This window comes from Aeromonas sp. R2-1, from assembly GCF_040908425.1.
GTDB classification, from domain to species: domain Bacteria; phylum Pseudomonadota; class Gammaproteobacteria; order Enterobacterales; family Aeromonadaceae; genus Aeromonas; species Aeromonas caviae.
In genome coordinates this window covers 14,263-40,006 of record NZ_JBFODR010000012.1, presented here as the reverse complement: position 1 = coordinate 40,006, position 25,744 = coordinate 14,263, and the positions used below count along the sequence as shown (strand labels likewise).

Annotated in this window: 30 protein-coding genes and 1 other RNA gene; 16 read left to right on the top strand and 15 right to left on the bottom strand. The window is 60.4% G+C overall.

Annotated elements, in window-relative coordinates; genetic code table 11:
- Positions 1–174: 174 nt before the first annotated feature.
- Positions 175–561, bottom strand: an RNA gene (rnpB, locus tag AB5Y80_RS02610) — RNase P RNA component class A.
- Positions 562–623: 62 nt separating this feature from the next.
- Positions 624–1,457: a 16S rRNA (cytidine(1402)-2'-O)-methyltransferase gene (gene rsmI, locus AB5Y80_RS02605; protein WP_039040488.1), complete on the bottom strand. Its 834-nt coding sequence runs from the start codon at positions 1,455–1,457 to the stop codon at positions 624–626.
- Positions 1,458–1,656: 199 nt separating this feature from the next.
- On the opposite strand from rsmI, the gene AB5Y80_RS02600 reads away from it, so the two are divergent.
- Genes AB5Y80_RS02600 through dolP form a run of 4 tightly spaced genes read left to right on the top strand, consistent with a single transcriptional unit; the run spans position 1,657 to position 4,943 of the window.
- Positions 1,657–3,447, top strand: coding sequence for a penicillin-binding protein activator (locus AB5Y80_RS02600; protein ID WP_234916868.1), 1,791 nt, complete (start codon positions 1,657–1,659; stop codon positions 3,445–3,447).
- The gene (locus AB5Y80_RS02595; RefSeq protein WP_080770042.1) at positions 3,365–3,760 is read left to right on the top strand and encodes a YraN family protein; all 396 of its coding nucleotides are present in this window, start codon (positions 3,365–3,367) and stop codon (positions 3,758–3,760) included. Before AB5Y80_RS02600 ends, AB5Y80_RS02595 begins: the two co-directional genes overlap by 83 nt.
- 9 nt (positions 3,761–3,769) lie before the next feature.
- The gene (locus AB5Y80_RS02590; protein WP_010675848.1) at positions 3,770–4,360 is read left to right on the top strand and encodes an SIS domain-containing protein; all 591 of its coding nucleotides are present in this window, start codon (positions 3,770–3,772) and stop codon (positions 4,358–4,360) included.
- A gap of 4 nt (positions 4,361–4,364) precedes the next feature.
- A complete protein-coding gene (dolP, locus tag AB5Y80_RS02585) occupies positions 4,365–4,943 on the top strand; it encodes a division/outer membrane stress-associated lipid-binding lipoprotein (RefSeq protein ID WP_010675849.1) in 579 nt (192 codons plus the stop codon).
- 43 nt (positions 4,944–4,986) lie between these two features.
- On the opposite strand, the gene AB5Y80_RS02580 is transcribed toward dolP, so the two are convergent.
- From AB5Y80_RS02580 to zapE, 8 genes are all read right to left on the bottom strand, one after another.
- Complete coding sequence (locus AB5Y80_RS02580) at positions 4,987–5,418, bottom strand: ClpXP protease specificity-enhancing factor (protein ID WP_042015062.1); 432 nt, start codon at positions 5,416–5,418, stop codon at positions 4,987–4,989.
- Positions 5,415–6,044: a stringent starvation protein SspA gene (gene sspA, locus AB5Y80_RS02575; RefSeq protein WP_039040485.1), complete on the bottom strand. Its 630-nt coding sequence runs from the start codon at positions 6,042–6,044 to the stop codon at positions 5,415–5,417. Before sspA ends, AB5Y80_RS02580 begins: the two co-directional genes overlap by 4 nt.
- An 87-nt stretch (positions 6,045–6,131) precedes the next feature.
- A complete protein-coding gene (locus tag AB5Y80_RS02570; RefSeq protein WP_039040484.1) occupies positions 6,132–6,866 on the bottom strand; it encodes a cytochrome c1 in 735 nt (244 codons plus the stop codon).
- A complete protein-coding gene (locus AB5Y80_RS02565) occupies positions 6,863–8,080 on the bottom strand; it encodes a cytochrome bc complex cytochrome b subunit (RefSeq protein WP_010675853.1) in 1,218 nt (405 codons plus the stop codon). Before AB5Y80_RS02565 ends, AB5Y80_RS02570 begins: the two co-directional genes overlap by 4 nt.
- A gap of 2 nt (positions 8,081–8,082) precedes the next feature.
- Entirely contained in the window at positions 8,083–8,673 is a 591-nt protein-coding gene (gene petA, locus AB5Y80_RS02560) for a ubiquinol-cytochrome c reductase iron-sulfur subunit (RefSeq protein WP_010675854.1), read from the bottom strand.
- A gap of 299 nt (positions 8,674–8,972) precedes the next feature.
- Positions 8,973–9,365, bottom strand: coding sequence for a 30S ribosomal protein S9 (gene rpsI / locus AB5Y80_RS02555; protein WP_005336286.1), 393 nt, complete (start codon positions 9,363–9,365; stop codon positions 8,973–8,975).
- A 14-nt stretch (positions 9,366–9,379) separates the two neighbouring features.
- Positions 9,380–9,808 (bottom strand): 50S ribosomal protein L13, encoded by a 429-nt coding sequence (gene rplM, locus AB5Y80_RS02550; RefSeq protein ID WP_005336289.1) that lies wholly within the window; start codon positions 9,806–9,808, stop codon positions 9,380–9,382.
- A gap of 266 nt (positions 9,809–10,074) precedes the next feature.
- A complete protein-coding gene (zapE, locus tag AB5Y80_RS02545; protein WP_368172491.1) occupies positions 10,075–11,169 on the bottom strand; it encodes a cell division protein ZapE in 1,095 nt (364 codons plus the stop codon).
- Between the two features lie 139 nt (positions 11,170–11,308).
- Here zapE and AB5Y80_RS02540 point away from each other — a divergent pair, with 139 nt between their 5' ends.
- From AB5Y80_RS02540 to AB5Y80_RS02485, 12 genes are all read left to right on the top strand, one after another.
- On the top strand, positions 11,309–11,689 hold the full coding sequence (locus AB5Y80_RS02540) for a YhcB family protein (protein ID WP_010675856.1): 381 nt from the start codon (positions 11,309–11,311) through the stop codon (positions 11,687–11,689).
- 81 nt (positions 11,690–11,770) lie between these two features.
- Entirely contained in the window at positions 11,771–13,129 is a 1,359-nt protein-coding gene (locus tag AB5Y80_RS02535; RefSeq protein ID WP_041214027.1) for a Do family serine endopeptidase, read from the top strand.
- Between the two features lie 89 nt (positions 13,130–13,218).
- Positions 13,219–14,346 carry an outer membrane-stress sensor serine endopeptidase DegS gene (degS, locus tag AB5Y80_RS02530; protein WP_010675858.1) on the top strand — a complete coding sequence of 376 codons (1,128 nt, stop codon included), beginning with the start codon at positions 13,219–13,221 and terminating at the stop codon, positions 14,344–14,346.
- Between the two features lie 308 nt (positions 14,347–14,654).
- Positions 14,655–15,017, top strand: coding sequence for a transcriptional regulator (locus AB5Y80_RS02525; protein WP_041211840.1), 363 nt, complete (start codon positions 14,655–14,657; stop codon positions 15,015–15,017).
- Positions 15,018–15,383: an SFCGS family glycine-rich protein gene (locus AB5Y80_RS02520; protein ID WP_010675860.1), complete on the top strand. Its 366-nt coding sequence runs from the start codon at positions 15,018–15,020 to the stop codon at positions 15,381–15,383.
- A complete protein-coding gene (locus AB5Y80_RS02515; protein WP_041211841.1) occupies positions 15,383–15,679 on the top strand; it encodes a DUF4312 family protein in 297 nt (98 codons plus the stop codon). Before AB5Y80_RS02520 ends, AB5Y80_RS02515 begins: the two co-directional genes overlap by 1 nt.
- A gap of 25 nt (positions 15,680–15,704) precedes the next feature.
- Positions 15,705–16,481: a DUF4311 domain-containing protein gene (locus tag AB5Y80_RS02510; RefSeq protein ID WP_010675862.1), complete on the top strand. Its 777-nt coding sequence runs from the start codon at positions 15,705–15,707 to the stop codon at positions 16,479–16,481.
- Positions 16,482–16,492: 11 nt separating this feature from the next.
- Complete coding sequence (locus AB5Y80_RS02505) at positions 16,493–17,143, top strand: DUF4310 family protein (RefSeq protein ID WP_041211843.1); 651 nt, start codon at positions 16,493–16,495, stop codon at positions 17,141–17,143.
- Positions 17,144–17,285: 142 nt separating this feature from the next.
- Entirely contained in the window at positions 17,286–18,425 is a 1,140-nt protein-coding gene (locus AB5Y80_RS02500; protein ID WP_368172490.1) for an amidohydrolase/deacetylase family metallohydrolase, read from the top strand.
- Positions 18,409–19,524, top strand: coding sequence for a DgaE family pyridoxal phosphate-dependent ammonia lyase (locus tag AB5Y80_RS02495; RefSeq protein ID WP_324021729.1), 1,116 nt, complete (start codon positions 18,409–18,411; stop codon positions 19,522–19,524). The genes AB5Y80_RS02500 and AB5Y80_RS02495 overlap by 17 nt, the downstream gene beginning before the upstream one ends.
- Positions 19,524–20,264, top strand: a complete 741-nt coding sequence (locus AB5Y80_RS02490; protein ID WP_277856353.1) for a KDGP aldolase family protein — start codon at positions 19,524–19,526, stop codon at positions 20,262–20,264. Before AB5Y80_RS02495 ends, AB5Y80_RS02490 begins: the two co-directional genes overlap by 1 nt.
- A gap of 103 nt (positions 20,265–20,367) precedes the next feature.
- Positions 20,368–22,272 (top strand): HTH domain-containing protein, encoded by a 1,905-nt coding sequence (locus tag AB5Y80_RS02485; RefSeq protein ID WP_323909025.1) that lies wholly within the window; start codon positions 20,368–20,370, stop codon positions 22,270–22,272.
- Between the two features lie 15 nt (positions 22,273–22,287).
- Here the strand turns inward: AB5Y80_RS02485 and npr are convergent, their stop codons facing one another.
- Genes npr through AB5Y80_RS02460 form a run of 5 tightly spaced genes read right to left on the bottom strand, consistent with a single transcriptional unit; the run spans position 22,288 to position 25,684 of the window.
- Entirely contained in the window at positions 22,288–22,560 is a 273-nt protein-coding gene (gene npr, locus AB5Y80_RS02480) for a PTS phosphocarrier protein NPr (protein ID WP_010675868.1), read from the bottom strand.
- A 20-nt stretch (positions 22,561–22,580) separates the two neighbouring features.
- Positions 22,581–23,447, bottom strand: a complete 867-nt coding sequence (gene rapZ / locus AB5Y80_RS02475; RefSeq protein ID WP_010675869.1) for an RNase adapter RapZ — start codon at positions 23,445–23,447, stop codon at positions 22,581–22,583.
- Positions 23,448–23,487: 40 nt separating this feature from the next.
- Complete coding sequence (gene ptsN, locus AB5Y80_RS02470) at positions 23,488–23,934, bottom strand: PTS IIA-like nitrogen regulatory protein PtsN (RefSeq protein WP_010675870.1); 447 nt, start codon at positions 23,932–23,934, stop codon at positions 23,488–23,490.
- Between the two features lie 2 nt (positions 23,935–23,936).
- Positions 23,937–24,224, bottom strand: coding sequence for a ribosome hibernation promoting factor (gene hpf / locus AB5Y80_RS02465; protein WP_005305957.1), 288 nt, complete (start codon positions 24,222–24,224; stop codon positions 23,937–23,939).
- Positions 24,225–24,244: 20 nt separating this feature from the next.
- Positions 24,245–25,684, bottom strand: coding sequence for an RNA polymerase factor sigma-54 (locus AB5Y80_RS02460; protein ID WP_324047111.1), 1,440 nt, complete (start codon positions 25,682–25,684; stop codon positions 24,245–24,247).
- Between the last annotated feature and the right edge of the window lie 60 nt (positions 25,685–25,744).

Below are 25,744 nucleotides of genomic sequence, written 5' to 3'. Positions count from 1 at the left end.
ACATGCCGGCTCCATGATCGATACCGATAGCCCAGACGACACAGAGCGACCGAAAGGGGCGAGAACTTTATTACAAAACCCCAAAAGGCGCCACGCGACCGCGTGACCAGCCGAAAATAAAAATCCCGGCACCAAAAGGTGCCGGGATTTCGAGGTAATCACTTACCAGAAAGAGGTCGGAGTCGGCCTGTAAGCCGGGTTCTGTACCGGGTTGCCCCGGGTAGCAATCATTCCTCTAGGCCAGCAATCGCTCGCTGGCTCAAGCAACCTACCCGCCCCCAACGCGGGCCGCGCCAATAGGGGCCTATTTGGTCTTGCTTCGGGTGGAGTTTACCGTGCCACGAACTGTTGCCAGTCGCGCGGTGCGCTCTTACCGCACCCTTTCACCCTTACCTGATCCCTTGCGGGCCATCGGCGGTCTGCTCTCTGTTGCACTGGTCGTAGGCTCGCGCCCCCCAGGCGTTACCTGGCACCCTGCCCTGTGAAGCCCGGACTTTCCTCCCCTCCGCCCGTCTGTCCCGAGGGACACAACGACGAAGCAGCGATTGCCCAGCCAACTCCGAGGCGCGGATTATAGCCTCGCGAGACGGACGGGGTAAACCGTCAATTCCGGTTTACGGCAATTAATAGTGCTCGAGACCGTATTTGTAGAGGGCGTTCTTCTTCACCCCGTGGATCTCGGCGGTGAGGGCCGCAGCCTTCTTGAGGGGCAGCTCGCTGACCAGCAGGCCCAGGGTGCGGATCGCCTCCGCAGGCAACTCGTCATCCACCTTGCTGGCTCCGGCGACCACCAGCACGATCTCCCCGCGGCAACGGTTATCGTCCTCTCCGAGCCAGGCCAGCATCTCGGAGGCGGGCAGACCGTGGATGGACTCGAAGGTCTTGGTCAGCTCGCGGCACACCACCACCTGGCGCTCGCCAAGGATGCGAGCAATGGCTTCCACGGTATCCTGCACCCGGCGCGGCGATTCGTAGAACACCAGAGAGCGGGTGTCTTCGATGACGGCTTGCAGGCGATCATCCCGCCCCTTGGCCTTGGCCGGCAGGAACCCCTCGAAGGCGAAGCGGTCGGTGGGCAGCCCGGCGGCGGACAGCGCCGTGATGGCGGCGCAGGGACCGGGCAGCGGCACCACCTTGACCCCGGCTTCGCGACAACGGGTGACCAGGTGATAACCGGGGTCGCTGATGAGCGGCGTCCCCGCATCGGAGACCAGGGCCACGCTCTTGCCCTCCTTGATGCGGGCGATCAGCACATCCGCCTTTTGCTGCTCGTTGTGATCGTGCAGGGCAAAGGTCGATACCGAGATCTGGTAGTGGCTGAGCAGGATCCCGGTATGCCGGGTATCCTCGGCAGCCACCAGATCGACGCTGCGCAGCACGTCCAGTGCTCGCTGGGTGATGTCGGCCAGATTGCCGATCGGAGTGGGGACTATATACAGGGTTGGGATGTCACTCATGGGAGCTCCGAGTGTCCCGACAATTGTGTCGCCATATTGGCCCGTTTACACTATGGAGAATTTCAACACTGGTCGGGGAATGAACTTGAACCGGGTTATAAAGCAGCTAAGTGTAACACGACTCTTCGGCATCCTACTCGCGGCAGTCCTGCTCGCCGCCTGTGCGTCGGAGCCCAATCAATCTTCCGGACAACCCGGCATGCCGTCAGCCTTCTCGGATCTGACCAAAAATGCCCAGTGGTATCTGGAGCAGGTGGATCCCGCCAAACCGGCAGAGGCCTTCGTGTGGCAGATGATGGCAGCGCGCAGCTATCTGGCGCTCGGCCAGGCCAAACCGGCTGCCGCCCTGTATCAGCAGTTGCAGAAGCAGGCGAAGAGCCCGGAGCAGCAGGCGCAGTTGCAACTGCTGCAGGCACACCTGCTGCTCGCCCAGGGCAACGCCAACCAGGCGCTGATCCTGCTGGAAGGCAAGCCGGATGTGGTGCTGGATGCCGATACCCAGAAGGACTGGTACCGCCAGCGCGTGGTGCTGCAGCTCGACATCAACAACAAGTTTGGTGCGGCCAAGTCGCTGATCCTGCTGGAACCTTATCTGGCCAAGAATGAGCTGGCCACCAATCACCAGCAGATCTGGTCACTGCTGAAAAGCATGACCCCCTCCACCCTGCAGGCGCTCGAAGAGGAGCCAGCTCCCGATGTGACCACCGGCTGGCTGCGTCTTGCTGCGCTGGTGAACGAATTCGGGGCACAGCCGAGCCAGCTGGCCCGCCAGCTTGCCGGCTGGAAGCAGAGCTTCCCTAACCACCCTGCCCAGAGCGACATGCCGGCCGGCCTTGGGGATCTCGCTATCACGGACAACGGTTCGCTGCAGCAGATCGCCGTCTTCCTGCCGCTCTCCGGCAACCTGGAAGCCCAGGGCGCCGCCATCCGCAACGGCATGCTGATGTCCTACAAGGAAAATCAGAGCCAGTTCACCCTGAACTTCTACGATACCCAGGGCAAGGCGATGGGGGATCTCTACAAGCAGGCGATTCAGGAAGGGGCCAACATGATCATCGGCCCCCTGCTCAAGGATCAGGTGGAGGAGCTGCTCAAGTCGAGTCCGACCGTGCCGGTGCTGGCGCTCAACGAGCTGGACAAGCCGATCGTCAACGACAATACCTTCTATTTCTCGCTCTCCGCCGCTGCCGATGCGAGCCAGGCGGCCCAGTACCTCTATGGTCAGGGCTACCGCAAGCCGCTGCTGATCGCGGCACAAGGCCGGATTGGCTACAGCAGTATCAAGGCGTTTGAACAGGCCTGGGCCGGCGTCAGCCAGGAGAAGCCCGTGGTTGCCACCTTCGGGGCACGCAACGAAGTGCAGGGCATGGTCAAGAACGCTCTGAGCGGCCGTTCCACCGCACGAGCCGGGGAGATTGTCCAGCTGTCCGATGCCGCGCCGCGCAGCATCGACGCCGTCTATGTGGTGGCCAACAGCCTGGAAACCCGGATGATCAAGCCCTATGTGGACATCTCGGTCAATCCCATGGGCAGCCTGCCCATCTACAGCAGCTCGCGGGGCTACGACGGCGGGACGACCGAGGTGGCATCCGAGCTCAACGGTATGCATATCTCCGACATGCCACTGCTGCTGGGTGGCTTCGAGACGCAGCGTGAACAGATTGCCCTGCTCTGGCCCCAGACCCAGGGCGACCTGCTGCGCCTGTTCGCCCTCGGTTACGATGCCGTCAGCCTGGCAGGCAACCTGCCGCAAATGCGCAAGGTCAATGCCATGCAGCAACCCGGCATGAGTGGCCAGCTGAGCGTGGATCCCCAGGGCAACATAGTGCGCATGCTGGACTGGGCCACCTACCAGAATGGCAAGCTGGTCAGCGACAGCGCCGCCCCCCAGCTGGAGGATGCGACTCATGAAGAGGCTACTGACACAACTTCACCAGCAGTGGTTGAACCTGTTGCCGTCGGCAGCGACGAGCAAGGGACAACACTTTGAGCAAATAGCGGAACGCTGGTTGCAGGCCCGCGGCCTGCAACCCGTGACCCGCAACTACCGCTGCCGTGGCGGCGAGATCGATCTCATCATGCGCCAGGGAGAGACCCTGGTGTTCGTTGAAGTGAGATATCGCGCCAACGCCACCCATGGCGGAGCCGCCAGCTCGGTCACCCGGCGCAAACAGCACAAGATCGTGCTGGCCGCGCGCCACTATTTCAAGCAACATGCCATCAATGAGGCCAACCAGGCCTGTCGATTCGATGTGATCGCGTTCGAGGGCGACCAGCCGGACTGGATCCAGAACGCGTTTTAAGAGGACCCCATGACTGATCCCATCAAAGAGAATTACACCGAAAGCATCCAGACCAAGATAGCCGCCGCCGAAGCACTGCCGGATGCCATCCATACGGCAGCCCAGATGCTGACCATCTGCCTGCTCAATGGCCACAAGGTGATGGCATGTGGCAATGGTCCTTCCTCGGCATTGGCACAGCTGTTCATTTCCGAACTGGTGAACTGCTATGAAACTCCTCGCCCCTCCCTGCCCGGTCTCGCCCTGACGCCCGACATGGCGACCATCAGCGCCATCGCCACGGATCACGGTTTCGAAGAGGTCTATGCCAAACAGATACGTGCTCTGGGACAACCAGGCGACATCCTGGTGGTCATCACCACGACAGGCAACAGCCGCAGCCTCATCAAGGCTGCGGAGGCCGCCCTCTCCCGCGACATGACCATCATTGTTCTCGGTGGCGGAGACGGGGGAGAGATCGCCGGTCTGCTGGGCCCCAATGACGTGGAGATCCGCGTTCCTTCCGCTCGCCGTCCTCGTATTCTGGAAGTGAACCTGTTGACCCTGCACTGTCTCTGTGATCTCATCGACCAGACACTTTTCCCGCAACAGGAAGACTGAAACCATGAAGAAGCCTATTCTCGCTCTTGCCCTGCTGACCGGCGTCCTGCTGCTGCAAGGCTGTGCTGCCGTGGTGGTCGGTGGCGCGGCTGGCACCGCCAAGGCGAGCGGCGATCGCCGCACCCTGGGTGCCCAGTGGGACGATCAGACCATAGAGCTGAAAGCCGCCAACCTGTTGGCCGACAACAAGCCCCTGAGCGCCGCCAGCAAGATCAGTGTCTACAGCAACAACGGCCGTGTGCTGCTGGTGGGTCAGACACCCTCTGACGCTTACAAACAGGAAGCGGGCAGAATCGTGAGCCGGATTGAAGGGGTTCGCCATGTCTACAACGAGCTGCGCCTTGGCAAACCAGTCAGTATCGGCGTGCGCAGCAATGACACCTGGATCACCTCCAAGGTGCGGGCCGACATGCTGGGCACCAAGAACTTCGACAGCGCCAAGGTGAAGGTTGTCACCGAGAATGGCGAGGTGTTCCTCATTGGGTTGGTCACCCGCCAGGAAGGGGATCAGGCCGTAGAAATCGCCCGCCACGTCAGCGGCGTTAAGCAGGTGATCAAAGCCTTCGAGTTTGCCCAGAATTGACCATCTGGCAGGATGAAAAAACGCAGCCTTCAGGCTGCGTTTTTTATTTGATGACTTTCAGGGTCGGGCGACCGCTCGGGCGCGGTGGTTCCGGCTCGGGGTCAACCGGCGTGGGTGTCTGTGCCTGTTCCAGCCAGAGGTCATACCCGGGCTCCGGCGGGAACAGGGTGCCCACTCCGTTCTCCCTGGCATGGATGGCCAGTACGGCCGCCATGGGGATATAGACCTGCTGCGATACGCCACCGAAACGGGCGCTGAAGCTGACAGCGTCATTGTCCATGTGGAACTGGCCCACGGCCCGGGGGGCGATGTTCAGAACAATCTGGCCATCCTGCACGAACTGCATCGGTACCATCACATGGGGAATGTTGGCATTGACCACAAGATGGGGAGTCAGATCGTTATCCAGCAACCAGTCAAAAAACGCCCGCAGCAGATACGGGCGACTGGGTGTCATTGTCGGTTCCATGCTCATACGCCGGCACGGATCTCGCGCTCGGCCTCGGTCAGGGAAGCCTGGAAGGATTCACGCTCGAACAGGCGTACCATGTAAGCCTTCAGCTCTTTGGCGCCACGGCCGGTGAAATCGATGCCCAGGCTCGGCAGACGCCACAGCAACGGCGCCATGTAGCAGTCGACCAGACCGAACTCTTCGCTCATGAAGTAGGGCATCTCGCCGAAGATGGGAGCGATGGCCAGCAGGTTGTCGCGCAACTCGGCACGGGCGGCTTCGGTATCGGTGCCCGCCATGATCTTGTCGGCCAGAGAGTACCAGTCCAGCTCGATGCGGTGCATCATCAGACGGCTGTTGCCGCGCGCGACCGGATAAACCGGCATCAGGGGCGGATGCGGGAAACGCTCGTCCAGATACTCCATGATGATGCGCGAGGTGTACAACGCCAGCTCGCGATCCACCAGAGTCGGTACAGTGTTGTACGGGTTCAGCTCGGCCAGCTCATCCGGCAGGTTGGCAGGATCAACCTGGCAGATATCCACGCTAACACCCTTCTCCGCCAGGACAATACGCACCTGATGGCTGAACATATCGTTGGCACCGGAAAACAGCGTCATTACCGAACGCTTATTGGCAGCTACAGCCATTGAACCCTCCCGTCATTAAAAAGCAGAAACGGCAATGAAGCATGTCTGTCTTCATTGCCGTGCGTCATATTACTCCGATCTGGTCGCTTAGTGAACGTCGCGCCAGAATTCCTTCTTCAACAGCACAGTGAAGATGAAGAAGATAGCGATGAATCCGAGTACCCAGAAGCCCATGCGTTCGCGCTCCTGCTGCACCGGCTCAGCCGAGTAGACCAAGAAGTTTACCAGATCCAGTACCGTCTGATCATATTCTTCGTTGTTCATTTCACCGTTGCCGTCAGATTTGATGCTGACGACTTGCTGCATCTCCACGCCATCCAGGGTGTGCGTCTCGAACTCGGCGCGGGGCGTCCCCTGCAACGGCTCCAGCACATGGGGCATACCCACGGACGGGAAGACGGCGTTGTTCACCCCGAATGGACGGGTCTCGTCCACGTAGAAGGAACGCAGATAGGTGTAGATCCAGTCTGCACCACGCACCCGGGCAACCAGGGTCAGGTCGGGGGGCGGCGCGCCGAACCAGCGAGCAGCATCCTTCTCGGACATGGCGCTCTTCATCAGATCGCCGATCTTGGCGCCGGTGAAGACCAGGTTCTCCTTCATCAGATCGTCCGGAATGCCGATGTCGGCCGCCACCCGGTTATAACGCTGGTACTGGGTGGAGTGACAGCCGGCACAGTAGTTCATGAAGGTGGCGGCCCCCCGTTGCAGGGATGCCTTGTCACTCAGATCGTACTCCGCCTTGTCGAGGGGGAAGCCACCGCCAGAGGCCAACACCAGACCAGGCAGCAGGGCCAGCACTGCAAAAATTATTCTTTTCATTTGAATGTCACCCTCTCCGGCAGCGGCTTGGTGTTCTCATTCTTGCTGTAGAAGAACAACAGGACGAAGAATCCGAAATAACCCAGAGTACAGAGCTGTGCAATCAGCGTCAGGGTCGGGGTTGATGGCAGCACGCCCAGCACCCCCAGGATAATGAAGCAGACCACGAACTGGGCGATGTTCAGCTTGTGCAGGGTGCTGCGGTAACGCACCGAGCGCACCTTGCAACGATCCAGCCAGGGCAACAGGAACAGCACCACGATGGAGAGGCCCATCATGATGACCCCCAGCAGCTTGTCCGGCACCGCACGCAGGATGGCGTAGAAGGGGGTGAAGTACCAGACCGGGGCGATATGCGCCGGTGTCTTCAGGCCGTTGGCCACCTCAAAGTTCGGTTTCTCGAGGAAATAGCCCCACATATCCGGCTTGAAGAAGATGATGGCACAGAAGAAGAACAGGAAACCGGCTACCCCGATCATGTCCTTCACGGTGAAATAGGGGTGGAACGCGACCGCATCCAGTGGCCAGCCGTTCTCGTCCTTGTGCTTCTTGATGTCGATGCCATCGGGGTTGTTGGAGCCCACTTCGTGCAGCGCCAGGATATGCATGGCCACCAGCATCACCAGTACCAGCGGCAGAGCGATGACGTGCAGCGCAAAGAAGCGGTTCAGGGTCGCACCCGAGATGACATAGTCCCCCCGGATCCACAGGGTCAGATCGTCACCGATAACGGGGATGGCACCGAACAGCGAGATGATGACCTGGGCCCCCCAGAACGACATCTGCCCCCAGGGCAGCAGGTAACCCATGAAGGCCTCGGCCATCAGCACCAGGAAGATCAGCATGCCGAAGATCCACAGCAGTTCCCGTGGCTTCTGGTAAGAGCCGTAGATCATGCCGCGGAACATGTGCAGGTAGACCACGATGAAGAAGGCGGATGCCCCGGTGGAGTGCATGTAGCGAAGCAGCCAGCCGTAATCCACATCCCGCATGATGTACTCCACGGAAGCGAAGGCACCTTCCGCCGAAGGGTTGTAGTTCATGGTCAGCCAGATGCCGGTGATGATCTGGTTGACCAGCACCAACATGGCAAGAGAGCCGAAGAAGTACCAGAAGTTCAGGTTCTTGGGCGCCGGATACTTGGCCATATGGTCGTTGTACATGGCCGTGAGCGGGAAACGATCATCGATCCAGCCCATGAGTTTGGCAAACATGGTCAGGCCTCCTTGCCATCGGCACCGACCAGAATGGTGGTGTCGCTAAGAAATTGGTATGGCGGAATGACCAGGTTCAGCGGTGCGGGGACGCCCTGGAACACTCGACCGGCCATGTCGAATTTGGAGCCATGGCAGGGGCAGAAGAAGCCGGAAGTTACCCCTTGAACCTGCTCGCCGAAGCTGTCGGGCAGATAGGAGGGGGAGCATCCCAGATGAGTGCAGATGCCAACGGCCACGAAGATTTCCGGTTTGATAGATCTGTAGCCATTGTGGGCATAGTCCGGTTGCTGTGGCTCGTCTGACGCAGGATCCCGCAGCTTGTCATCGTGTGCAGCCAGAGCATCCAGCGTCTGCTTGGTGCGCTTCACCACCCAGACCGGTTTGCCACGCCACTCGACGCGGATCAGCTGACCCGGCTCCAGCTTGCTGATATCCACTTCAACCGGGGCCCCTGCCGCCTTGGCTTTGGCACTCGGATTCCATGACTTAATAAACGGCACTGCGGTAAAAGCAGCTCCTACACCGCCAACGGCAACCGTTGACCAGGTAAGAAATCTGCGGCGACCGGTATCAACTGGCGCATTGCTCATCCAAAAACTCTCCCATGTGGACTCCGCTCATTCTTATAGTGTCCCTGTTTACTTCTCCTCTCCCTCTGACAACTGCGATGGAAGCGGAGTGGCAATTGACACAGAAAGACCATGGAAATTTTAAAGAAAAGATAACAATTTGACAAGAAAGGGAGTCGATGGGCAAAAACAATAAATACACAATTTTTTGTCTTTTGTGACGTATGCTTAGCATTGTCACATGTAACATTACCAATAAAAAAAGCCTGGCAAATTGCCAGGCTTTTTTGACACTCCTGAGAGTGCGTACCAAAAGCGAATTAACGCTTGGAGTACTGCGGACGCTTACGCGCTTTGTGCAGACCGACTTTCTTACGCTCAACCTTACGGGCATCACGAGTAACAAAGCCAGCTTTACGCAGTTCGGAACGCAGGGTCTCGTCGTACTGCATCAGAGCACGAGTGATACCGTGGCGGATCGCACCAGCTTGACCGGAGATGCCACCACCGTTAACGGTGATGTACAGATCCAGTTTCTCGGTCATCTCGACCAGTTCCAGCGGCTGACGAACTACCATGCGGGCAGTCGGACGGCCGAAGTATTGCTCCAGGGAGCGCTGGTTGATTACGATTTTACCGCTACCCGCTTTGATGAATACGCGAGCAGTGGAGCTTTTGCGACGGCCGGTACCGTAGTATTGATTTTCTGCCATGTTGCCAGTTCCCGTTAGATATCCAGTACTTGAGGTTGCTGAGCAGCATGAGCGTGCTCTGCGCCTGCGTAAACTTTCAGCTTACGGAACATGGCACGGCCCAGCGGACCCTTCGGCAGCATGCCCTTGACGGCAGCTTCGATTACCATTTCCGGCTTACGCTGAATCAGCTTGTCGAAGCTGATGGACTTGATACCACCCGGGAAACCGGAGTGAGCGTGGTACATTTTGTCGGTAAATTTCTTACCGGTTACGTGTACCTTCTCAGCGTTTACAACGATGATGTAGTCACCGGTGTCAACGTGCGGAGTGTACTCGGCTTTGTGCTTACCACGCAGACGAGCAGCGATCTCGGTTGCGATACGACCCAGAGTTTTACCTTCTGCGTCCACAATGTACCAGTCACGTTTTACGGTTTCTGGCTTGGCAACGAAAGTTTTCATTAAGTTAAACCCAATTACCTGTTACAGACCCAATTGCTTATGGGGGCTCTCCCACAAACAACAAACGATGGCCTACCTGTACCCCTTCGAATACAAGTAAAGCTTAAAGTGTTGCTGTCTTATCGACAGCTGTAACGTGGGCCGGGCGATTATAAGTGAAGTTGCCTTAAATATCACCTGCTAATTTCACTGCCATGAAGCTAGCAAATGTCGCCCGGCCCTACCTGCCGCAGATGCCCATCCGACTGGCAGGCGCGGTATTGTGACTAAGGAAGGTGCACTCTGGCAAGGTATTCGTGCGATTGCATCTCCTGAAGCCGTGAAAGGCAACGCTTGAATTCGAAATTCAGCAAGCCTTCGCCATAGAGCCCGGTCATGGGGACCGCCGCCGATATGATGAGCTTGACGTGCCGTTCATAAAACTCATCCACCATGGCGATGAAGCGGCGGGCCGCGTCATCCGTGCCGCTGCCCATGGGTTGCACATTGGCCAGCAGGACAGTGTGGAACTCACGGGCCAATTCGATGTAGTCGCCCTGGGAGCGTGGAGTACAGCACAGCTGTTCAAACTCCATATAAAGCACCCCTTCCCCCACGCCCAGTGCACTCAGTTGGCGATGGTTGATTTCCAGTGCGGCGGCAGTCACCTGCCCAATCCCGGTCAACTGGCTGAAATAACGATCCAGGTTGCTCCTGGCCTGATCATCCAGCGGGAAGTGATAGATCTCTGCCTGTTCCAGGGTTCGCAGCCGGTAATCGACACCGCCATCGACATTGATCACCTCGCAGTGGCGCTCGATAAGCGCGATGGCAGGCAGGAAGCGAGCACGCTGCAACCCGTTGCGGTAGAGATCCTGAGGGGGGATGTTGGATGTGGCCACCAGCACCACGCCATGGCCAAAGAGTTCCTGGAACAGAGTGCCGAGCAGCATGGCATCCGTGATATCCGAGACGAAAAACTCGTCGAAGCAGATGACGTCGGTCTCGTCGGCCAGCTTGCGGGCGATCAGCTTGAGCGGATCGGACTGACCGGTCAGCCCTTTGAGCTCATCGTGCACCCGGTGCATGAAACGGTGGAAGTGGATGCGCAGTTTGCGCTCCCCCGGCAGGCTCTCAAAAAAAGTATCCATCAGCCAGGTCTTGCCTCTGCCCACACCGCCCCACATATATAACCCCTGGACGGGGTCACGGGTTTTCGGCTTTTGCAGCCAACCCAGCAGGCCACGGGATCTGGTCGGAGTCGGGCTTACGCACAGATCCTGATAGAGTCGCTCCAGGCGGGCGATTGCCATGGCCTGGGCCGGATCGGCCACAAAGCCGGGGCGCTGCAAATCCTGCTGATATTTTTGCTGCGGGGTCATCCTGTAAACCGCCTCCAAGTCCCTGAATGAGGGACAAAATGGTATCACGCTCTTGGGGGGCACGGTATAGTGCCAACGAGGCGTTGCGGTCCATCCGACCGCTTCAAATTCATCGTGTTAGCTGTAACAAGGAGCTTCTATGACTCTGTTTAACGGGATCCTGCTGGCGATCGCCGCCCTGATCATCGGCGTGCTGATCGGCCGCTTCTCTGTCCGTAGCCGGGATGCCGGACGCCTGGAACAGGAGCTGAAAAAAGCCCACAAGGAGCTGGAAAGCTACCAGGGGCAGATCACCACCCACTTCGCCGACAGCGCCGCCCTGATGGAGCAACTGGCCGAACAGTACCAGACCCTTTATCGCCACATGGCGGAACAGAGCAAGTTCCTGGCCAAGGTACAGGAACCACTGTTCCGCGAACCCGAAGTGGAAGAAACAGGCGATGCTGCCAACAGCGAGGAGCCGGGCCTTCCTCCCCGCGATTACGCCGGTGCGTCCGGCCTGCTCAAGCAACCGGGCTGATCGTCGGTTGAACTAATTACGCTTTATCGTGGTCAGACCTTGACGATTGCACTGCAACTTTTTCTGGGAGCTGTTTCTCATATGCGTAAATCTCTTTCTGTATTCAGTGTCTTAGCCCTCAGTGTCGGTATCGCCATGTCCTCAGCACCGGCGCAGGCCGCACTGCCCCTGATGGCGAACAACCAGGAGATGCCGAGCCTGGCCCCCGTCCTCGAGCAGGTGACCCCTGCCGTGGTCAACATCTCCGTCTCTGGCAAGAAGATCACCCGCCAGCGCCTGCCGGAACAATTCCGCTTCTTCTTCGGCCCCAACATGCCTGACGAGCAGGTGAGCGAGCAGCCCTTCCAGGCGCTTGGTTCCGGCGTCATCATCGATGCCAAGAAAGGCTACGTGATCACCAACGCCCACGTGGTCCACGAGGCGGACGAGATCAAGGTCAACCTGAAAGATGGCCGTGAGTATGCGGCCAAGAAAATAGGGGAAGACAAACAGTCGGATATCGCCCTGCTGCAAATCAAGGCCGAGGATCTGGTGCAGATCAAGTTCGCCGACTCCGACGAGCTGAGAGTCGGTGACTACGCGCTGGCCATCGGCAACCCGTTCGGCCTGGGCCAGACCGTCACCTCCGGCATTGTCAGCGCCCTGGGTCGCAGCGGCCTCAACATCGAAAATCTGGAGAACTTCATCCAGACCGATGCGGCCATCAACTCCGGCAACTCGGGCGGCGCCCTGCTCAACCTGCGCGGGGAGCTGATCGGCATCAACACCGCCATCCTGGGCCCGAACGGCGGCAACATCGGCATCGGCTTTGCCATCCCGTCCAACATGGTGCGCGATCTCTCCGAGCAGATCGTGAAATACGGCGAAGTACGCCGTGGCCAGCTGGGGATCACCGGCACCGAGCTCACCAGCGAAATCGCCAAGACCTTCGGCTACAACAAGAAGGACGGTGCCTTCGTCAACCAGGTCATGCCTGACTCCGCCGCCGCCAAGGCAGGCATCAAGGCAGGTGACATCATCATCAGCATCGACGGCAAGCCCATCCGCTCCTTCGGCGAGCTGCGTGCCAAAATCGCCACCATGGGGGCCGACAAGCAGGTCTCGCTCGGCCTCATTCGTGACGGCAAGGAGCAGAGCGTCAAGGTCACCCTGAAGAAAGCGGATGACAGCGAGATCCTGGCCAGCGCCCTGCATCCGGCACTGGAAGGGGCCAAGCTGAGCACCATCACGGACCCCGTGACCGGCGTGGCCGTCTCCGACATCGATCCCCGCTCACCGGCAGCCGCCTCCGGCCTGCAAAAGGGCGACATCATCATCGGGGTCAACCGCCAGCGCATCAACTCCATGGGTGAACTGACCAAGGTGTTGAAAAACAAGCCGGAAGTCCTGGCGCTGAACATCCAGCGCGGTGACTCCTCGCTCTATTTGGTGATCCGTTAAGCCCCTCACACCCGCGGCAACCGCCGCGGGTGATTTTTATCCATCGATAATGTTATTCTCTGCCCGCAGCCTGTACGGACGAGAAAGACATGAAAATCCCACCTCTGATCAGCTACTTGGGCAAGTCCGTCGGCTTTGGCCTCGCCATGGCTGCGCTTTTGTTGCTGGTGTTTCCCAATTTTCGAGGCGGCGCTCCCCTGCCGGGCCTCATCACCAATGCCCGCGAGCTGAGCTTCTCCTACGCGGCCCATCGCGCCGGCCCTGCCGTCGTCAACATCTACACCCGCAGCTTCGCCGGCAATCGCGGTGAAAAAGCCGAACTCAGACCCCAGGGGCTGGGCTCCGGCGTCATCATGAACCAGCGCGGTCACGTGCTCACCAACTATCACGTCATCGCCGATGCGGACCAGATCATCGTCGCCCTGCAAGATGGCCGGGTGTTCAGTGCAGAGCTGGTCGGCACCGACAAACTGACCGATCTGGCGGTGCTCTACATCGAATCGGACAACCTGCCGGTGATCCCGCAGGACCCGGATCGTCTGCCGGACGTGGGAGACGTGGTGCTCGCCATCGGCAACCCCTACAACGTCGGCCAGACCATCACCCAGGGCATCATCAGCGCCACCGGGCGTATCGGCCTCTCCAGCATGGGGCCGGACAGCAACGGCCGGCAGGATCTGCTGCAGACCGATGCCGCCATCAACGAGGGCAACTCCGGAGGCGCCCTGGTCAATGGCCGTGGCGATCTGGTGGGTATCAATACCGCCGCCTACCACCTCAACGGCAATCAGGAGAGCTATGGCATCAGTTTTGCCATCCCCTACAAGCTGGCCAAGCGCATCATGGACGAGCTGATCGCCAACGGTCGGGTCATCCGCGGCTACCTCGGCATCTCCAGCGTCGAGATCAATCCCATCGTCGCGCGCATGCTGAACCTGGGGGACTTGCAGGGGTTGGTGGTGGAGAGCCTGGATCCCAATGGCCCAGCCACCAAGGCCGGTCTCAAACGTGGGGATGTGCTGCTCAAGATCAACGGAGAGGCCATCACCGGCGTGCGTCCCGTCATGGACAAGATCGTCGAGAGCCGCCCCGGCACCAAGCTCACCATCTCGGTGATCCGCAACGGCAAGCCGCTGGACGTCGATGTCATCATCGAAGAGGACCTGCGCTACCAGAATCAGACCCTGCCGACCAGCAGTGCGGCACCCGCCACCTGAGGGGCGGATCCTCGCAGGGCCCGACAGGGCCCTTTTTTGTGCCCGCTTTCCTCCGGCTCCCACCTGTGCGTGAGACAGCTCACACATTGCGCCAATGAGCAATCGGGCGAAGGCGACGTCAAAACGCGCCACCGATCACACTCCCTTGCCGCCAGTCCGCTCCTTTCCTCTTATTGATCGCCAAAAGGACTTCTTTGGATGCCTTTCCCTCCGGATTTCCACTTCGAATCGGAAAAAACCTGCCTCCTCCCGCACTCTCCTCCGCTTTATGGTGATCCCATCCTTTCTGCCAGCCTGGAGAGCAGACCTTGAATACCGACACCCATGACGCCCCCCTGACCCCGGACAGCCCGGCACTGCTGCGCAAGACCGACCTGACCCTGGCCCGCATTCACAACCTGCTGGCGGATCAGGGCATATGCCCCAACGACGTGCAGCAACAGATGCTGGCCTCCCACGTCAAGGCCATGGTGTGGCGCTCCTACAGCGGGGAATCCCTGCCGGAGGTCGACCTCAGCCTGTTCGAGGAGATCTCCCCCCTCTCCCTGCGCCTGGCAGAGCAGGTCGTCGCCTGGCTCGACCGCCTCGCCTACGAGGAGGCGCACCTCTTGTCCGTCCATTTTGAAGTGGCCAAAGAAAACGAACTCAGCTCAGTAAAAGGAGAAAGCTAAATGACTGCCATCAAACTCGTGATTGGAGATCGTCTCGGCAAGGGTCAGAAAGTGGGGGCGGGCGCAGAAGCCGCCGGCGCCACCGTGACCGTCATCCCCGGCATGGCCGCCGACATGAAGCTCGGTGATGTGATGAACAAGGAGCAGGCCGACCTTGGCATCTCCTTCTGCGGCAGCGGTGGCGCGGGCGCCATCACGGCCCAGACCAAGTACGGCTACAAGTGCCGCTACGGCATGCGATCCATCGAAGAGGGTGTCACCGCCATCAACGAGGGGTGCGTGGTACTGGGCTTCGGCTTCATGGACAAGGAAGAGCTGGGCCAGAAGCTGATCGAAGCCTTCGCCAAGAAACACGGACGCGCCTGATGAAAGAGCACTTCACCACCCGGATCACGGTCAACGGCAAGGGGGCGACTCGCCAGCAGGCGTTCGCCGCCGCCCTCAGCCAGGTGCAACCCAGCCTGCTCAAGGAGAGCCCCAAGGTGATGCTGCGCATCGAACCCCTCGAGGTCGAGGTGCTCGAGGCCGAGGAGTCGGTACGGGTGGAGAAGTTCCTGTTCTTCTTCCTGCCACGCCAGCGCCATGAGTTCCGGGTCCGGCTGGCGATCACCGTCAAGGTCACCAGCCTGGATGTCGACAAGGTGGATTTCACCCGGGCCTGACCCCACAACCAAAAGGACAAGTTGGATGTTTCTAATCATTTTGATGAAGTCACTCATCATCGGCGGCCTGGTAGGCGTCGGGGTGGGGGCTGGCGCGGCGCGGATGTTCCACGCCCCGACCGTGCAGGGGATGGGCGCGTTCCGCACTCTGGGCGAACTCAACTCCTGCGAAGGGGACCCCGCCTCCCACTTCTCGTTCGGTCTTGGCTTCTTCTTCAACGCCTGGGCCTCCACGGTCGCGGCCGGCGCCTTCACTCAGGACGTGGATCACCGCATCCTGCCGAACTGGGGCGCGGCAGCCCTCATGATCAAGAACCGGGATCTCGCCACCACCCTCCATGACCCCAAAAAAATGGCCATCGCCTGCGGCATCATAGGTGCCATCGTGGTCGCCTTCCTCAACAGCACGGCCGCCGCCGTGCCAGCCGCCCTGCAGGTCACCGCGGTCAAGGTACTGGTGCCCGCCGCCAACCTGCTGGTCAACACCGTCATGCCGGTGATCTTCTGGCTGGCCGCCATCGAGGCAGGCAAGAAGTCCGGCTTCTGGGCCACCATCTTCGGCGGTCTGGCCCAGCTCATCATGGGCAACGCGGTACCAGGCCTGGTGCTTGGCATCCTGATCGGCAAGGGGGTGGAAGAGAGCGGCTGGAACCACGTCACCAAGGTGATGATGAGTGCCATCGTCCTGCTGTTCGTGCTGAGCGGCTTCTTCCGCGGCTTTGACATGAAACTCATTGAATCCTTCCACCTGGGCGTTCCCCTGTGGCTGGAAAACGTCCACAACCTCATGAGCGGCAAATAAGGGAGCACACCATGGATGAGAAACTGAGAAACAACTTCTGGTATGCCGACTGGTCCTTCCCCATCTTTGTCGGTCTGCTCTCTTCCGGCGTCTTCGCCGGTACCCACATGTTCTACCTCTACGGGGTCGGCGCCTTCAACGAGGTGGCCTTCGTCGCCATGCTGAAAGCCGGCATGGACACGGGGGCCTATGGTGCAGTCGCCGCCTTCGGTGCCAGCTTCCTGTTCGCCCGCATCATCGAGGGCTCCCTGGTGGGGATCCTCGACATCGGCGGCGCCATCCAGACCGGAGTCGGCCTCGGGGTGCCCGCCCTGCTGCTGGGGGCCGGCATCGTCTATCCGGTGGAAAATTTCACCGCTTCCCTGATCACCGGCATGGGGATTGGGATGGCCATCGGCTACGTGATCATCTTGGCGCGCAAGTTCACCATCAACCAGAGCAACTCCACCTACGGGGCGGACGTCATGATGGGGGCTGGCAACAGCTCGGGCCGCTTCCTCGGTCCCCTCATCATCCTCTCCGCCATGGGCGCCTCCATTCCCATCGGGATAGGCTCCCTGCTGGGTGCCCTGCTGTTCTACATCTGGGAGAAGCCCATCACGGGTGGTGCCATTCTGGGGGCCATGCTGTTCGGGACCTTCTTCCCCATCGCCCTGGCTTAATCCAAGGCCGTCTCTTGGGCGGCATTCAAGAACCTGTTTGCGATCTGTCGCGAGAGGTCGTCAGCAAGGTGAAGAGCAACACATGAGCCTTGGAAGCGGCCTCGCAGTAAGAGCGCAAGCAGGTTACAAGAGGGATATCAGCATGTACGACATGATCATCAGGGCGGGACGCCTGGGAAACGGGCAGCTCGTCGACGTCGCCATCAAGCATGGCAAGATAGCGGCGCTGGGTTCGCTGCCAGAGAGCACGGAGGCGAAGCAAACCCTCACTCTGGGCGGGCAGGTCCATGTGAGCGCCGGCTGGATCGACGGCCATACCCACTGCTACCCCGCCTCCCCCCTCTATCACGATGAGCCGGACAAGGTGGGGGTGGCGTCCGGTGTCACCACCGTCATCGACGCCGGCAGCACCGGAGCCGACGATGTGGACGACTTCCAGCGCATAGCCGCCACCTGCAAGACCCGGGTGCACGCCCTGCTCAACATCTCCCGCATCGGCCTGCTGCGCCAGAACGAGCTGGCGGATCCGGCAGACATCGATCCCGCCCTCGCCCAGGCGGCCATCCGGCGCCATCCCGGCTTCATCGTCGGCATCAAGGCGCGCATGAGCGGCAGCGTGGTGGGTGAAAGCGGTCTGCAACCCCTGCGCATGGCCAAGCAGATCCAGCAGGCCAATGGCAACCTGCCACTGATGGTGCACGTGGGCAACACGCCGCCGGATCTGGACGAGATCGTCGCCCTGCTGGGGGAGGGCGATCTGCTGACCCACTGCTTCAACGGCAAGCCCAACCGCATCCTGACCCCGGCCGGCGAACTGCGCCAGGCGGTGCGCGAGGCGATGCGGCGGGGACTCTTGCTCGACATCGGCCATGGCGGTGCCAGCTTCAGCTTCGAGGTGGCAGAGCTGGCCATTGCCCAGGGCATCCTGCCCCACACCATCAGTTCAGACATCTACTGCAAGAACCGCATCAAGGGGCCCGTCTACAGCCTTGCCCACGTGATGTCGAAGTTCTTCGCCATCGGCATGACCCTGGAGCAGGTGCTCGCCTGCGTCACTCACCAGGCCGCTGATGCCCTGCGCCTGCCCGGCAAGGGGCGACTCGAGGTGGGCGCCGATGCAGACATCACCCTGTTCGAGGTGAGCTGCGGCCCCACTCTCTTTACCGATACCGAGGCCGGCGCCCGCAACGGTGACCGGCAACTGCTCCCTCTCGCCGCCCTGGTGGGCGGCGAACTGGTTCTGACTCACTACGGGAAATCACACCATGCCTTCTGTGTATGAGAAATACCGGCTCAAACCGGTGATCAACGCCTCCGGGCGCATGACCATCCTCGGCGTATCCACTCCCGAGCAGGAGGTGGTCGACGCGGTCAACTTCGGCCTCGGCCACTACTTCGAGGTGAAGGATCTGGTCAACAAGACCGGCGCCTACCTGGCCGATCTGCTGGGCGTTGAAGATGCGGTGGTGGTCTCCTGCGCCAGCGCCGGCATCGCCCAGTCGGTGGCCGCCGTGATCGTGCGCGGCGACCCCTATCGCCTCGAGCAGTTGCATGCTCATGCCCACGACGTGCCGAGCGACATCGTGCTGCCCAAGGGCCACAACGTGAACTTTGGTGCCCCCGTCGGCACCATGGTCAACCTGGGGGGCGGCAGGGTGGTGGAGGCAGGCTACGCCAACGAGTGTTCACCCGCCCAGCTGGCCGCCGCCATCCATGCCAATACCGCCGCCATCCTCTACATCAAGTCCCACCACTGCGTGCAGAAGAGCATTCTGTCGGTGGCCGAGGCGGCCGAGGTGGCCAAGGCCCACGGGATCCCGCTCATCGTCGATGCAGCGGCCGAAGAGGATCTGCGTCTCTACTACAACCAGGGTGCAGATCTGGTCATCTACAGCGGCGCCAAGGCCATCGAAGGGCCAACCAGCGGCCTGGTACTCGGCAGACGTCAGTATGTGGAGTGGGTCAAGCAGCAGGCTGGCGGCATAGGCCGTGCCATGAAGGTGGGCAAGGAGGGGATCCTCGGCCTGACCCACGCCATCGAGCGCTACCTGGCCAAAGAGAAGGAGAGCGGCACCGCCATGGTCGCCAAGATGACCCCCTTCATCGAGCGCCTCAACCAGCTGCCCGGCGTCACCGCCAAGGTGGTGTGGGACAGCGCGGGGCGCGACATCGCCCGCACCGACATCGCCTTCGACCACCAGCAGATCGGCATGACCACGGTGGAAGTGGTCTCCCGTCTGCAACAGGGCACACCTGCCATCTACTGCCGCGGCTACAAGGCCAACGAGGGGCACATCGAGATAGACGTGCGCAGCGTCACCCTGCCCCAGCTCGACCAGATCCACTCCGCCATTGCCCACCTCGTTCAGGAGAACAACTGATGTCTCTTACCCCCAATTACTACAGCGATCGGGTCTGCCTCAACGTGCTGGCTGGTTCCAAAGAGAATGCCGTCGACATTTATGAGGCCGCCGAGGGTCATGTGCTGGTCGGCGTGCTCTCCAAGAACTACCCGGACATTCCCTCTGCCGTCGCCGACATGCAGGCCTACGCCAAGCTTATCGACAACGCCCTCTCCATCGGGCTGGGAGCCGGTGATCCGCGCCAGTCCACCATGGTGGCCGAGCTGGCCCGCCAGCTGCAGCCCCAGCACGTCAATCAGGTGTTCACCGGGGTCGGGGCCAGCCGGGCGCTGCTCGGTCAAGCTGACACCCTGGTCAATGGCCTTGTCTCCCCCACCGGCACCCCCGGCATGGTGAAGATCTCCACCGGCCCCCTCAGTAGTCAGCAGCCCGATGGCATCGTCCCCATCGACACCGCCATCGCCCTGCTCAAAGACATGGGCGGCAGCTCGGTCAAGTTCTTCCCCATGGGGGGACTCGCCTGCCGCGCCGAGTATCAGGCTGTGGCCGAGGCCTGTGCCCGCCACGGTTTCTGGCTGGAGCCCACCGGCGGTATCGATCTTGAGAACTTCGAGGAGATAGTGCGGATCGCGCTGGAGGCAGGAGTCGAGAAGGTGATCCCCCATGTCTACAGCTCCATCATCGACAGCGAGAGCGGCCAGACCCGGCCGGAGGATGTGCGTACCCTCCTCGCCATGGTGAAGGCACTGCTGGCATAGCAACCCCACAGGCACCGGTCCGATCACTGGGCGGTGCCTAGCTTGTTAATGACACCCTTGTTAACATCGGCCCACCATCCGCGACAGGAGTCCCCACCCCCTCATGACCAAGCTGCCCCACCCCAGACTCCAGCAACTGCTCGCCCTGCTTCACGCCGAGCCTCTGCCACAGGAGGAGCTGGCTCGCCGTCTCAATGTTTCCACCCGCACGGTGCGCACCGACGTGGCGACCCTGAACGAGCTCATCGCCACCCGGGGCGCCCACCTGATCCATCAGCGGGGCAGCGGTTACCAGCTCAAGATCTACAATCAGGGACTGTTCGATGCGCTGCTGGCCGCCCAGGGGCAGGAGAGCCCCCTGCCTCGCACCAGCCGCGAGCGGGTGCTGCACCTCCAGGTCTTGCTGCTGACGGCGGAACAGGGGATCAAGCTCGACGAGCTGGCGGACACCTGGTATCTGAGCCGGGCGGCTTTGCAAGGGGACATGACGGAGGTGCGGGAGCGGCTCGCCCACTTCGGGCTCACCATCGACAGCAAACCCAGGGTGGGGATGCGCATTGCGGGAAGCGAGATGGCGATCCGCGCCTGCCTCACCCAACTGCTCTGCCAGGAGCTGCTACACCAACATCCGCTCCAGAGCCTGTTGCCCACCCTCTGCCCCAGCAAGACGCTGGAGGTAGTGGGCAACCACATTCACGAGCAACTCGGTCGCCATCAGCTGCGCCTGGCCGACGAGAGCCTGCAGCAAGTCACCGTCTACTGTGCCGTCGCCCTGCTTCGCCAAGCGTCTGGCCACGAGTTGCGCCAGTTTGCCAGCGACGACATCACCCCGCCCCTGGCAGTGGTGGCCCGCGACATCTATGCCGAGCTGCCGACCCTGACTTCACCGGTGCAGGAAGAGATCGCCTGTCTCGCCATCCAGATCCAGGCTCGCCTCACTGCAGAGACGCCCCTGCTCAGTCCGGCCATGGCGGCCGAGAGCGAGCAACTGACTGCACACCTGCTGGGTTACATCCACCAGCACTACCCCTATGACCTGCGCGGCGACCCGCAATTGCGAGCCGACCTGCAGACCCACATCGGCGCCATGCTGCTGCGGGTCAAATACCAGATTGGCAGCCACAATCCCCTGGCGGATCACATCAAGCAGTATTACCCCCTCGCCTACGACATCACCCTGGCGGCCATCTCTGAGTGGATCAGGCAGACCCCCTACCGATTGACCCACCACGAGATCGGCTACCTGGTGATCCACATCGGGGTAGGCCTGGAGCGCCACTACGACATCGGTTACACCCGGCGCCCCCAGGCGCTGCTGCTGTGCGATGCGGGCAACGCCACCTTCCGGGTGCTGGAAGCACGCATCCGGCGGGAATACCCCCAACTGCAGCTGACCACGCTGGAGTCGGTGCGGGACTATGAAGGACTGGTGCGAGTCGAGCAGGATTTCGTCATCAGCACCCTCAAGGTGAGCGAGAAGAATGCTCCCGTGGTACAGGTCTCCCCCTTCCCGACCCAATACCAGCTGGAGCAGCTCGGCAAGCTGGTGCTCGTCGATCGCACCCGTCCCTATCTGCTCGACAAGTATTTCGATGCCGACCACTTCATGGTGCTTGATGAACCCATCAGCCAGGGGGTGCTGTTTGATCGCATCTGCAGTCAGCTTGAGGCGGAGGATCTGGTGGAGAGCGGATTCCGGGGATCCTTGCAGGAGCGGGAGCGGATCGTCTCAACCATGCTGGGGGACGGCATCGCTCTGCCCCACTCCCTCGGCCTGCTGGCGCGCCGCACTCTGGTCTATACCGTGCTGGCCCCCCAGGGGATCGACTGGGGCAACGGCGAGAGCGCTACCCTCATCTTCGTGCTGGCCATCGCCAAGGCGGATTATGAGGAAGCCATGGGACTTTATGATCTGTTTCTGGCACTGATGAACGAAAAAGCCAGCAGAAGTCTGCTGGCTTGTCGGGATTTTGCCGCTTTCAAGGCGCTGGCTCGCAGCGCACCTTGAGCACGCCGAGGCGTATTACTCCTCATTGAAGCCCGAGGTGAACAGCGCCACCACGGCGGCCAGGGCCTCCACCTCTTCGGGGCCCTCCACCTGCACCTCCACCTGTTTGCCCTGGGCGGAGTCCAGCATCAGCAGGCCGATCACGCTGTCCGCGTCGGCCTCGACCCCCTCTTCGTTGCGCAGCAACACGTGGGCATCGAACCCCTGCACCAGCTCGAACAGCATCATGGCCGGTCGCGCGTGAATGCCTAACTTGTTTTTGACTTCTACCGAGGCGGAAACGGTCATCTGAGCATCCTGTGGATCTGTCAGGCGGGGTTTGAACGCTTGTCCAACGTGCGATGGCGGATCTGCACGTTCTTGCCAAGCAACCGGAATGCGCTGGCCAGCCGCTCGGCGATGAACACCGAGCGGTGTTGTCCGCCGGTACAGCCGATCCCGACGGTCACATAGCTGCGATTGTTGCGCTCCAGGTGGGGCAACCAGGTCCCCAGCATATTCTCGATCTGCTGGATGAACAGCATGACATCCGGCTGGCTGGAGAGGTAGTTGGCCACGGGCTCATCCTTGCCGGTGAAGGGCTTGAGCTCCGGGATCCAGTGCGGGTTGGGCAGGAAACGGGCGTCGAACACGAAGTCCGCATCCTTGGGAATGCCGTACTTGAAACCGAATGACTCGAACACCAGCACCAGCTCGTTCTCTTTCTTGCCGAGCACCCGGGTTTTGATGAGCTCGCTGAGATCGTGAATGCTGAGGTTGGTGGTGTCGATGCGCAGGTCGGCGGTCGAGGAGAGCGGTGCCAGCAGATGGGTCTCTTCCCGGATCGCCTCGTCCAGCGAAAGCTTGTTGCGGGACAGAGGATGCAGACGGCGGCTCTCACCGTAGCGTTTGAGCAGGGTCGCGTTGTCCGCATCGAAGAAGAAGCTCGAAAACTTGACTCGCCCCTCGTTGCGCACCTGGCTCAGCAGGTTCTCCAGCCTGTCTGCCTGGGCAGGCAGGTTGCGCACGTCGATGCTGACAGCCAGCTTGTCATACTGGCTCTCCACCGACACGATCAACTGGGGCAGCAGGTTGACCGGCAGGTTGTCCACGCAGTAGTACCCGAGATCCTCGAGCACCCTCAGGGCCACCGTCTTGCCGGAGCCCGAACGACCGCTTACTACTATTAACTGCATCTTGTCCCCTCACGCCAACGTGGCAGTGTCAGACCCGGCCTCAGGCCGACGTCATGATCTGATAGAGTTCTTCGTCGCTGGTCGCCTGGCGCAGCTGGCGGCAGACGGCCTTGTCACCCAGTTTGGATGCCATCAGGGAAAGAGTCTTGAGGTGCTGCTTGCACTCGCTTTCCGGCACCAGCAATGCAAAGAGCAGGTCAACCGGTTGATTGTCGATAGAATCGAAAGGGATGGGCTCGGAGAAGGTCATCAACACGGCGGTCGGCGCGAAGGCGTCGTCAATCCGGCCGTGGGGGATGGCGATACCGGCTCCGATCCCGGTACTACCCATCTTTTCTCGCGCCAGCAGGCTTTCAAACAGGACCTGGCGGGAAGCGCCAAGGCGCTCTGCGGCCAGTTCACTGATGATCTCGAGCGCGCGTTTCTTGCTGGTACAAGGGACCGCACTCTTGGTGCAGTCCCGACTCAGTATGTGTTCAAGTTGCATAGTTATTTTTGGTTTAACTTATCTTTGTGCTTGATGATCTGCCGATCCAGTTTATCCAGCAGGGTATCAATCGCCGCATACATGTCGGCATGCTGCGAATTGGCGAACACCTCTCCCCCGCTGACATGCAGCTTGGCTTCGGCGATCTGGTTCAGTTTTTCGACGCTCAACACCACGTGTACGTTGTTGATATGGTCAAAGTGACGCTCGAGTTTGGCAAATTTGTTGTTCACATAATCACGCAGAGCTTCGGTAATCTCGACATGGTGTCCGGTCAGGTTAATTTGCATAACGTCTTCCTTTTGTTTGCCTAAACCAGGCGTTTGCGCTGATTGGATGGCGGGATCAACAAGGATTCACGGTACTTTGCGATCGTGCGTCTCGCCACCATAATACCCTGTTCGGCCAGCAAATCCGCGATCTTGCTATCACTAAGCGGCTTGGCGGGGTTTTCCGCCGTCACCAGCTTCTTGATCAGTGCGCGAATAGCGGTCGATGAGCACTCTCCTCCTCCCTCCGTATTGACGTGACTGGAGAAAAAAAACTTCAGTTCAAAAATGCCGCGGGGCGTATGCATGTACTTCTGGGTCGTGACCCGTGAAATGGTCGACTCATGCATCTCCACCGCTTCCGCGATGTCGTTGAGTACCATGGGTTTCATGGCCTCTTCGCCGTACTCGAAAAAGCCCTGCTGCTGCTCGACGATGCAGCTGGCCACCTTGAGCAGGGTGTCGTTACGACTCTCCAGGCTCTTGATGAACCACTTGGCCTCCTGCAAATGAGAACGGATGAACTGGGTATCCGTGCTGCTGCGGGCATTGCGCGCCATGGCCGCATAGGCCTCGTTGACACGGATGCGCGGAGCAGAATCCGGATTGAGTTCAACCACCCACTTGCTGCCCTTCTTGACCACGGACACATCCGGGATCACGTACTGGGATTCACTCTGGATGATGCCGTTGCCGGGTCTGGGCTCCAGTTGCTGGATGAGATCCAGCACCTCCTTGAGATCGCTCTCCTTGAGGCGGGTCTTGCGAGCCAGGGTGCGGTAGTCGCGATTGCCGAGCAGGTCCATGTGTTCGCGGATCACCTCTCTGGCTTCGTCGAGCCAGGGCAGGTCCGGCGAATACTGGCCGAGCTGGATCAGCAGACACTCTTGCACCGAACGGGCGGCGATGCCGACCGGATCGAAATGCTGCACCCGCTTGAGCACGGCTTCGATCTCATCCAGTTCGACTTCTACCTCCTCGCTGCTGACTGCAGCCTGAATATCCTCGAGGGTGGCAGTCAGATACCCGGATTCGTCGATGGCATCGATGATGGCAAGTGCGATGGCAGCATCCACATCACTGAACGGGGTGAGCCGCATCTGCCACAGCAGGTAGTCCTGCAAGTTTTCGGTGGTCTGCCCCTGATAGACGCTGTCTTCCCCGTCATGGATGGGGCCTGCGCTCTGGGCCGTACCGGCCGAGTAGACATCGTCCCAGGTGGTGTCCACCGGCAGTTCATCCGGCATGCTCTCCTGGGCCATGGCATCGCTGGAGTCGAGTTGACTGGCGTCCTGTGTCTCTGTCTGACTGGTTTCCTGCGCCTCGTTCTCCTCTTGCTCCAGCAAGGGGTTGTTGTCGAGCGCTTGCTGAATTTCCTGCTGGAGTTCCAGGGTGGAGAGCTGGAGCAGACGAATCGCTTGTTGTAATTGTGGCGTCATGGTCAGGGACTGACCGAGACGCAACTGTAATGTCGGCTTCATCTACGTCGGGATATCCTTATGTTCAGCGAGGCAGTCACCTAACAAAAATGAGGGGTGCCC

Bases quoted from the DNA above. Each gene is read 5' to 3' on its own strand.
- rsmI (WP_039040488.1), bottom strand. From the start codon at position 1,457: ATGAGTGACATCCCAACCCTGTATATAGTCCCCACTCCGATCGGCAAT.
- AB5Y80_RS02600 (WP_234916868.1), top strand. From the start codon at position 1,657: ATGCCGTCAGCCTTCTCGGATCTGACCAAAAATGCCCAGTGGTATCTG.
- AB5Y80_RS02595 (WP_080770042.1), top strand. From the start codon at position 3,365: ATGAAGAGGCTACTGACACAACTTCACCAGCAGTGGTTGAACCTGTTG.
- AB5Y80_RS02590 (WP_010675848.1), top strand. From the start codon at position 3,770: ATGACTGATCCCATCAAAGAGAATTACACCGAAAGCATCCAGACCAAG.
- dolP (WP_010675849.1), top strand. From the start codon at position 4,365: ATGAAGAAGCCTATTCTCGCTCTTGCCCTGCTGACCGGCGTCCTGCTG.
- AB5Y80_RS02580 (WP_042015062.1), bottom strand. From the start codon at position 5,418: ATGAGCATGGAACCGACAATGACACCCAGTCGCCCGTATCTGCTGCGG.
- sspA (WP_039040485.1), bottom strand. From the start codon at position 6,044: ATGGCTGTAGCTGCCAATAAGCGTTCGGTAATGACGCTGTTTTCCGGT.
- AB5Y80_RS02570 (WP_039040484.1), bottom strand. From the start codon at position 6,866: ATGAAAAGAATAATTTTTGCAGTGCTGGCCCTGCTGCCTGGTCTGGTG.
- AB5Y80_RS02565 (WP_010675853.1), bottom strand. From the start codon at position 8,080: ATGTTTGCCAAACTCATGGGCTGGATCGATGATCGTTTCCCGCTCACG.
- petA (WP_010675854.1), bottom strand. From the start codon at position 8,673: ATGAGCAATGCGCCAGTTGATACCGGTCGCCGCAGATTTCTTACCTGG.
- rpsI (WP_005336286.1), bottom strand. From the start codon at position 9,365: ATGGCAGAAAATCAATACTACGGTACCGGCCGTCGCAAAAGCTCCACT.
- rplM (WP_005336289.1), bottom strand. From the start codon at position 9,808: ATGAAAACTTTCGTTGCCAAGCCAGAAACCGTAAAACGTGACTGGTAC.
- zapE (WP_368172491.1), bottom strand. From the start codon at position 11,169: ATGACCCCGCAGCAAAAATATCAGCAGGATTTGCAGCGCCCCGGCTTT.
- AB5Y80_RS02540 (WP_010675856.1), top strand. From the start codon at position 11,309: ATGACTCTGTTTAACGGGATCCTGCTGGCGATCGCCGCCCTGATCATC.
- AB5Y80_RS02535 (WP_041214027.1), top strand. From the start codon at position 11,771: ATGCGTAAATCTCTTTCTGTATTCAGTGTCTTAGCCCTCAGTGTCGGT.
- degS (WP_010675858.1), top strand. From the start codon at position 13,219: ATGAAAATCCCACCTCTGATCAGCTACTTGGGCAAGTCCGTCGGCTTT.
- AB5Y80_RS02520 (WP_010675860.1), top strand. From the start codon at position 15,018: ATGACTGCCATCAAACTCGTGATTGGAGATCGTCTCGGCAAGGGTCAG.
- AB5Y80_RS02515 (WP_041211841.1), top strand. From the start codon at position 15,383: ATGAAAGAGCACTTCACCACCCGGATCACGGTCAACGGCAAGGGGGCG.
- AB5Y80_RS02510 (WP_010675862.1), top strand. From the start codon at position 15,705: ATGTTTCTAATCATTTTGATGAAGTCACTCATCATCGGCGGCCTGGTA.
- AB5Y80_RS02505 (WP_041211843.1), top strand. From the start codon at position 16,493: ATGGATGAGAAACTGAGAAACAACTTCTGGTATGCCGACTGGTCCTTC.
- AB5Y80_RS02500 (WP_368172490.1), top strand. From the start codon at position 17,286: ATGTACGACATGATCATCAGGGCGGGACGCCTGGGAAACGGGCAGCTC.
- AB5Y80_RS02495 (WP_324021729.1), top strand. From the start codon at position 18,409: ATGCCTTCTGTGTATGAGAAATACCGGCTCAAACCGGTGATCAACGCC.
- AB5Y80_RS02490 (WP_277856353.1), top strand. From the start codon at position 19,524: ATGTCTCTTACCCCCAATTACTACAGCGATCGGGTCTGCCTCAACGTG.
- AB5Y80_RS02485 (WP_323909025.1), top strand. From the start codon at position 20,368: ATGACCAAGCTGCCCCACCCCAGACTCCAGCAACTGCTCGCCCTGCTT.
- npr (WP_010675868.1), bottom strand. From the start codon at position 22,560: ATGACCGTTTCCGCCTCGGTAGAAGTCAAAAACAAGTTAGGCATTCAC.
- rapZ (WP_010675869.1), bottom strand. From the start codon at position 23,447: ATGCAGTTAATAGTAGTAAGCGGTCGTTCGGGCTCCGGCAAGACGGTG.
- ptsN (WP_010675870.1), bottom strand. From the start codon at position 23,934: ATGCAACTTGAACACATACTGAGTCGGGACTGCACCAAGAGTGCGGTC.
- hpf (WP_005305957.1), bottom strand. From the start codon at position 24,224: ATGCAAATTAACCTGACCGGACACCATGTCGAGATTACCGAAGCTCTG.
- AB5Y80_RS02460 (WP_324047111.1), bottom strand. From the start codon at position 25,684: ATGAAGCCGACATTACAGTTGCGTCTCGGTCAGTCCCTGACCATGACG.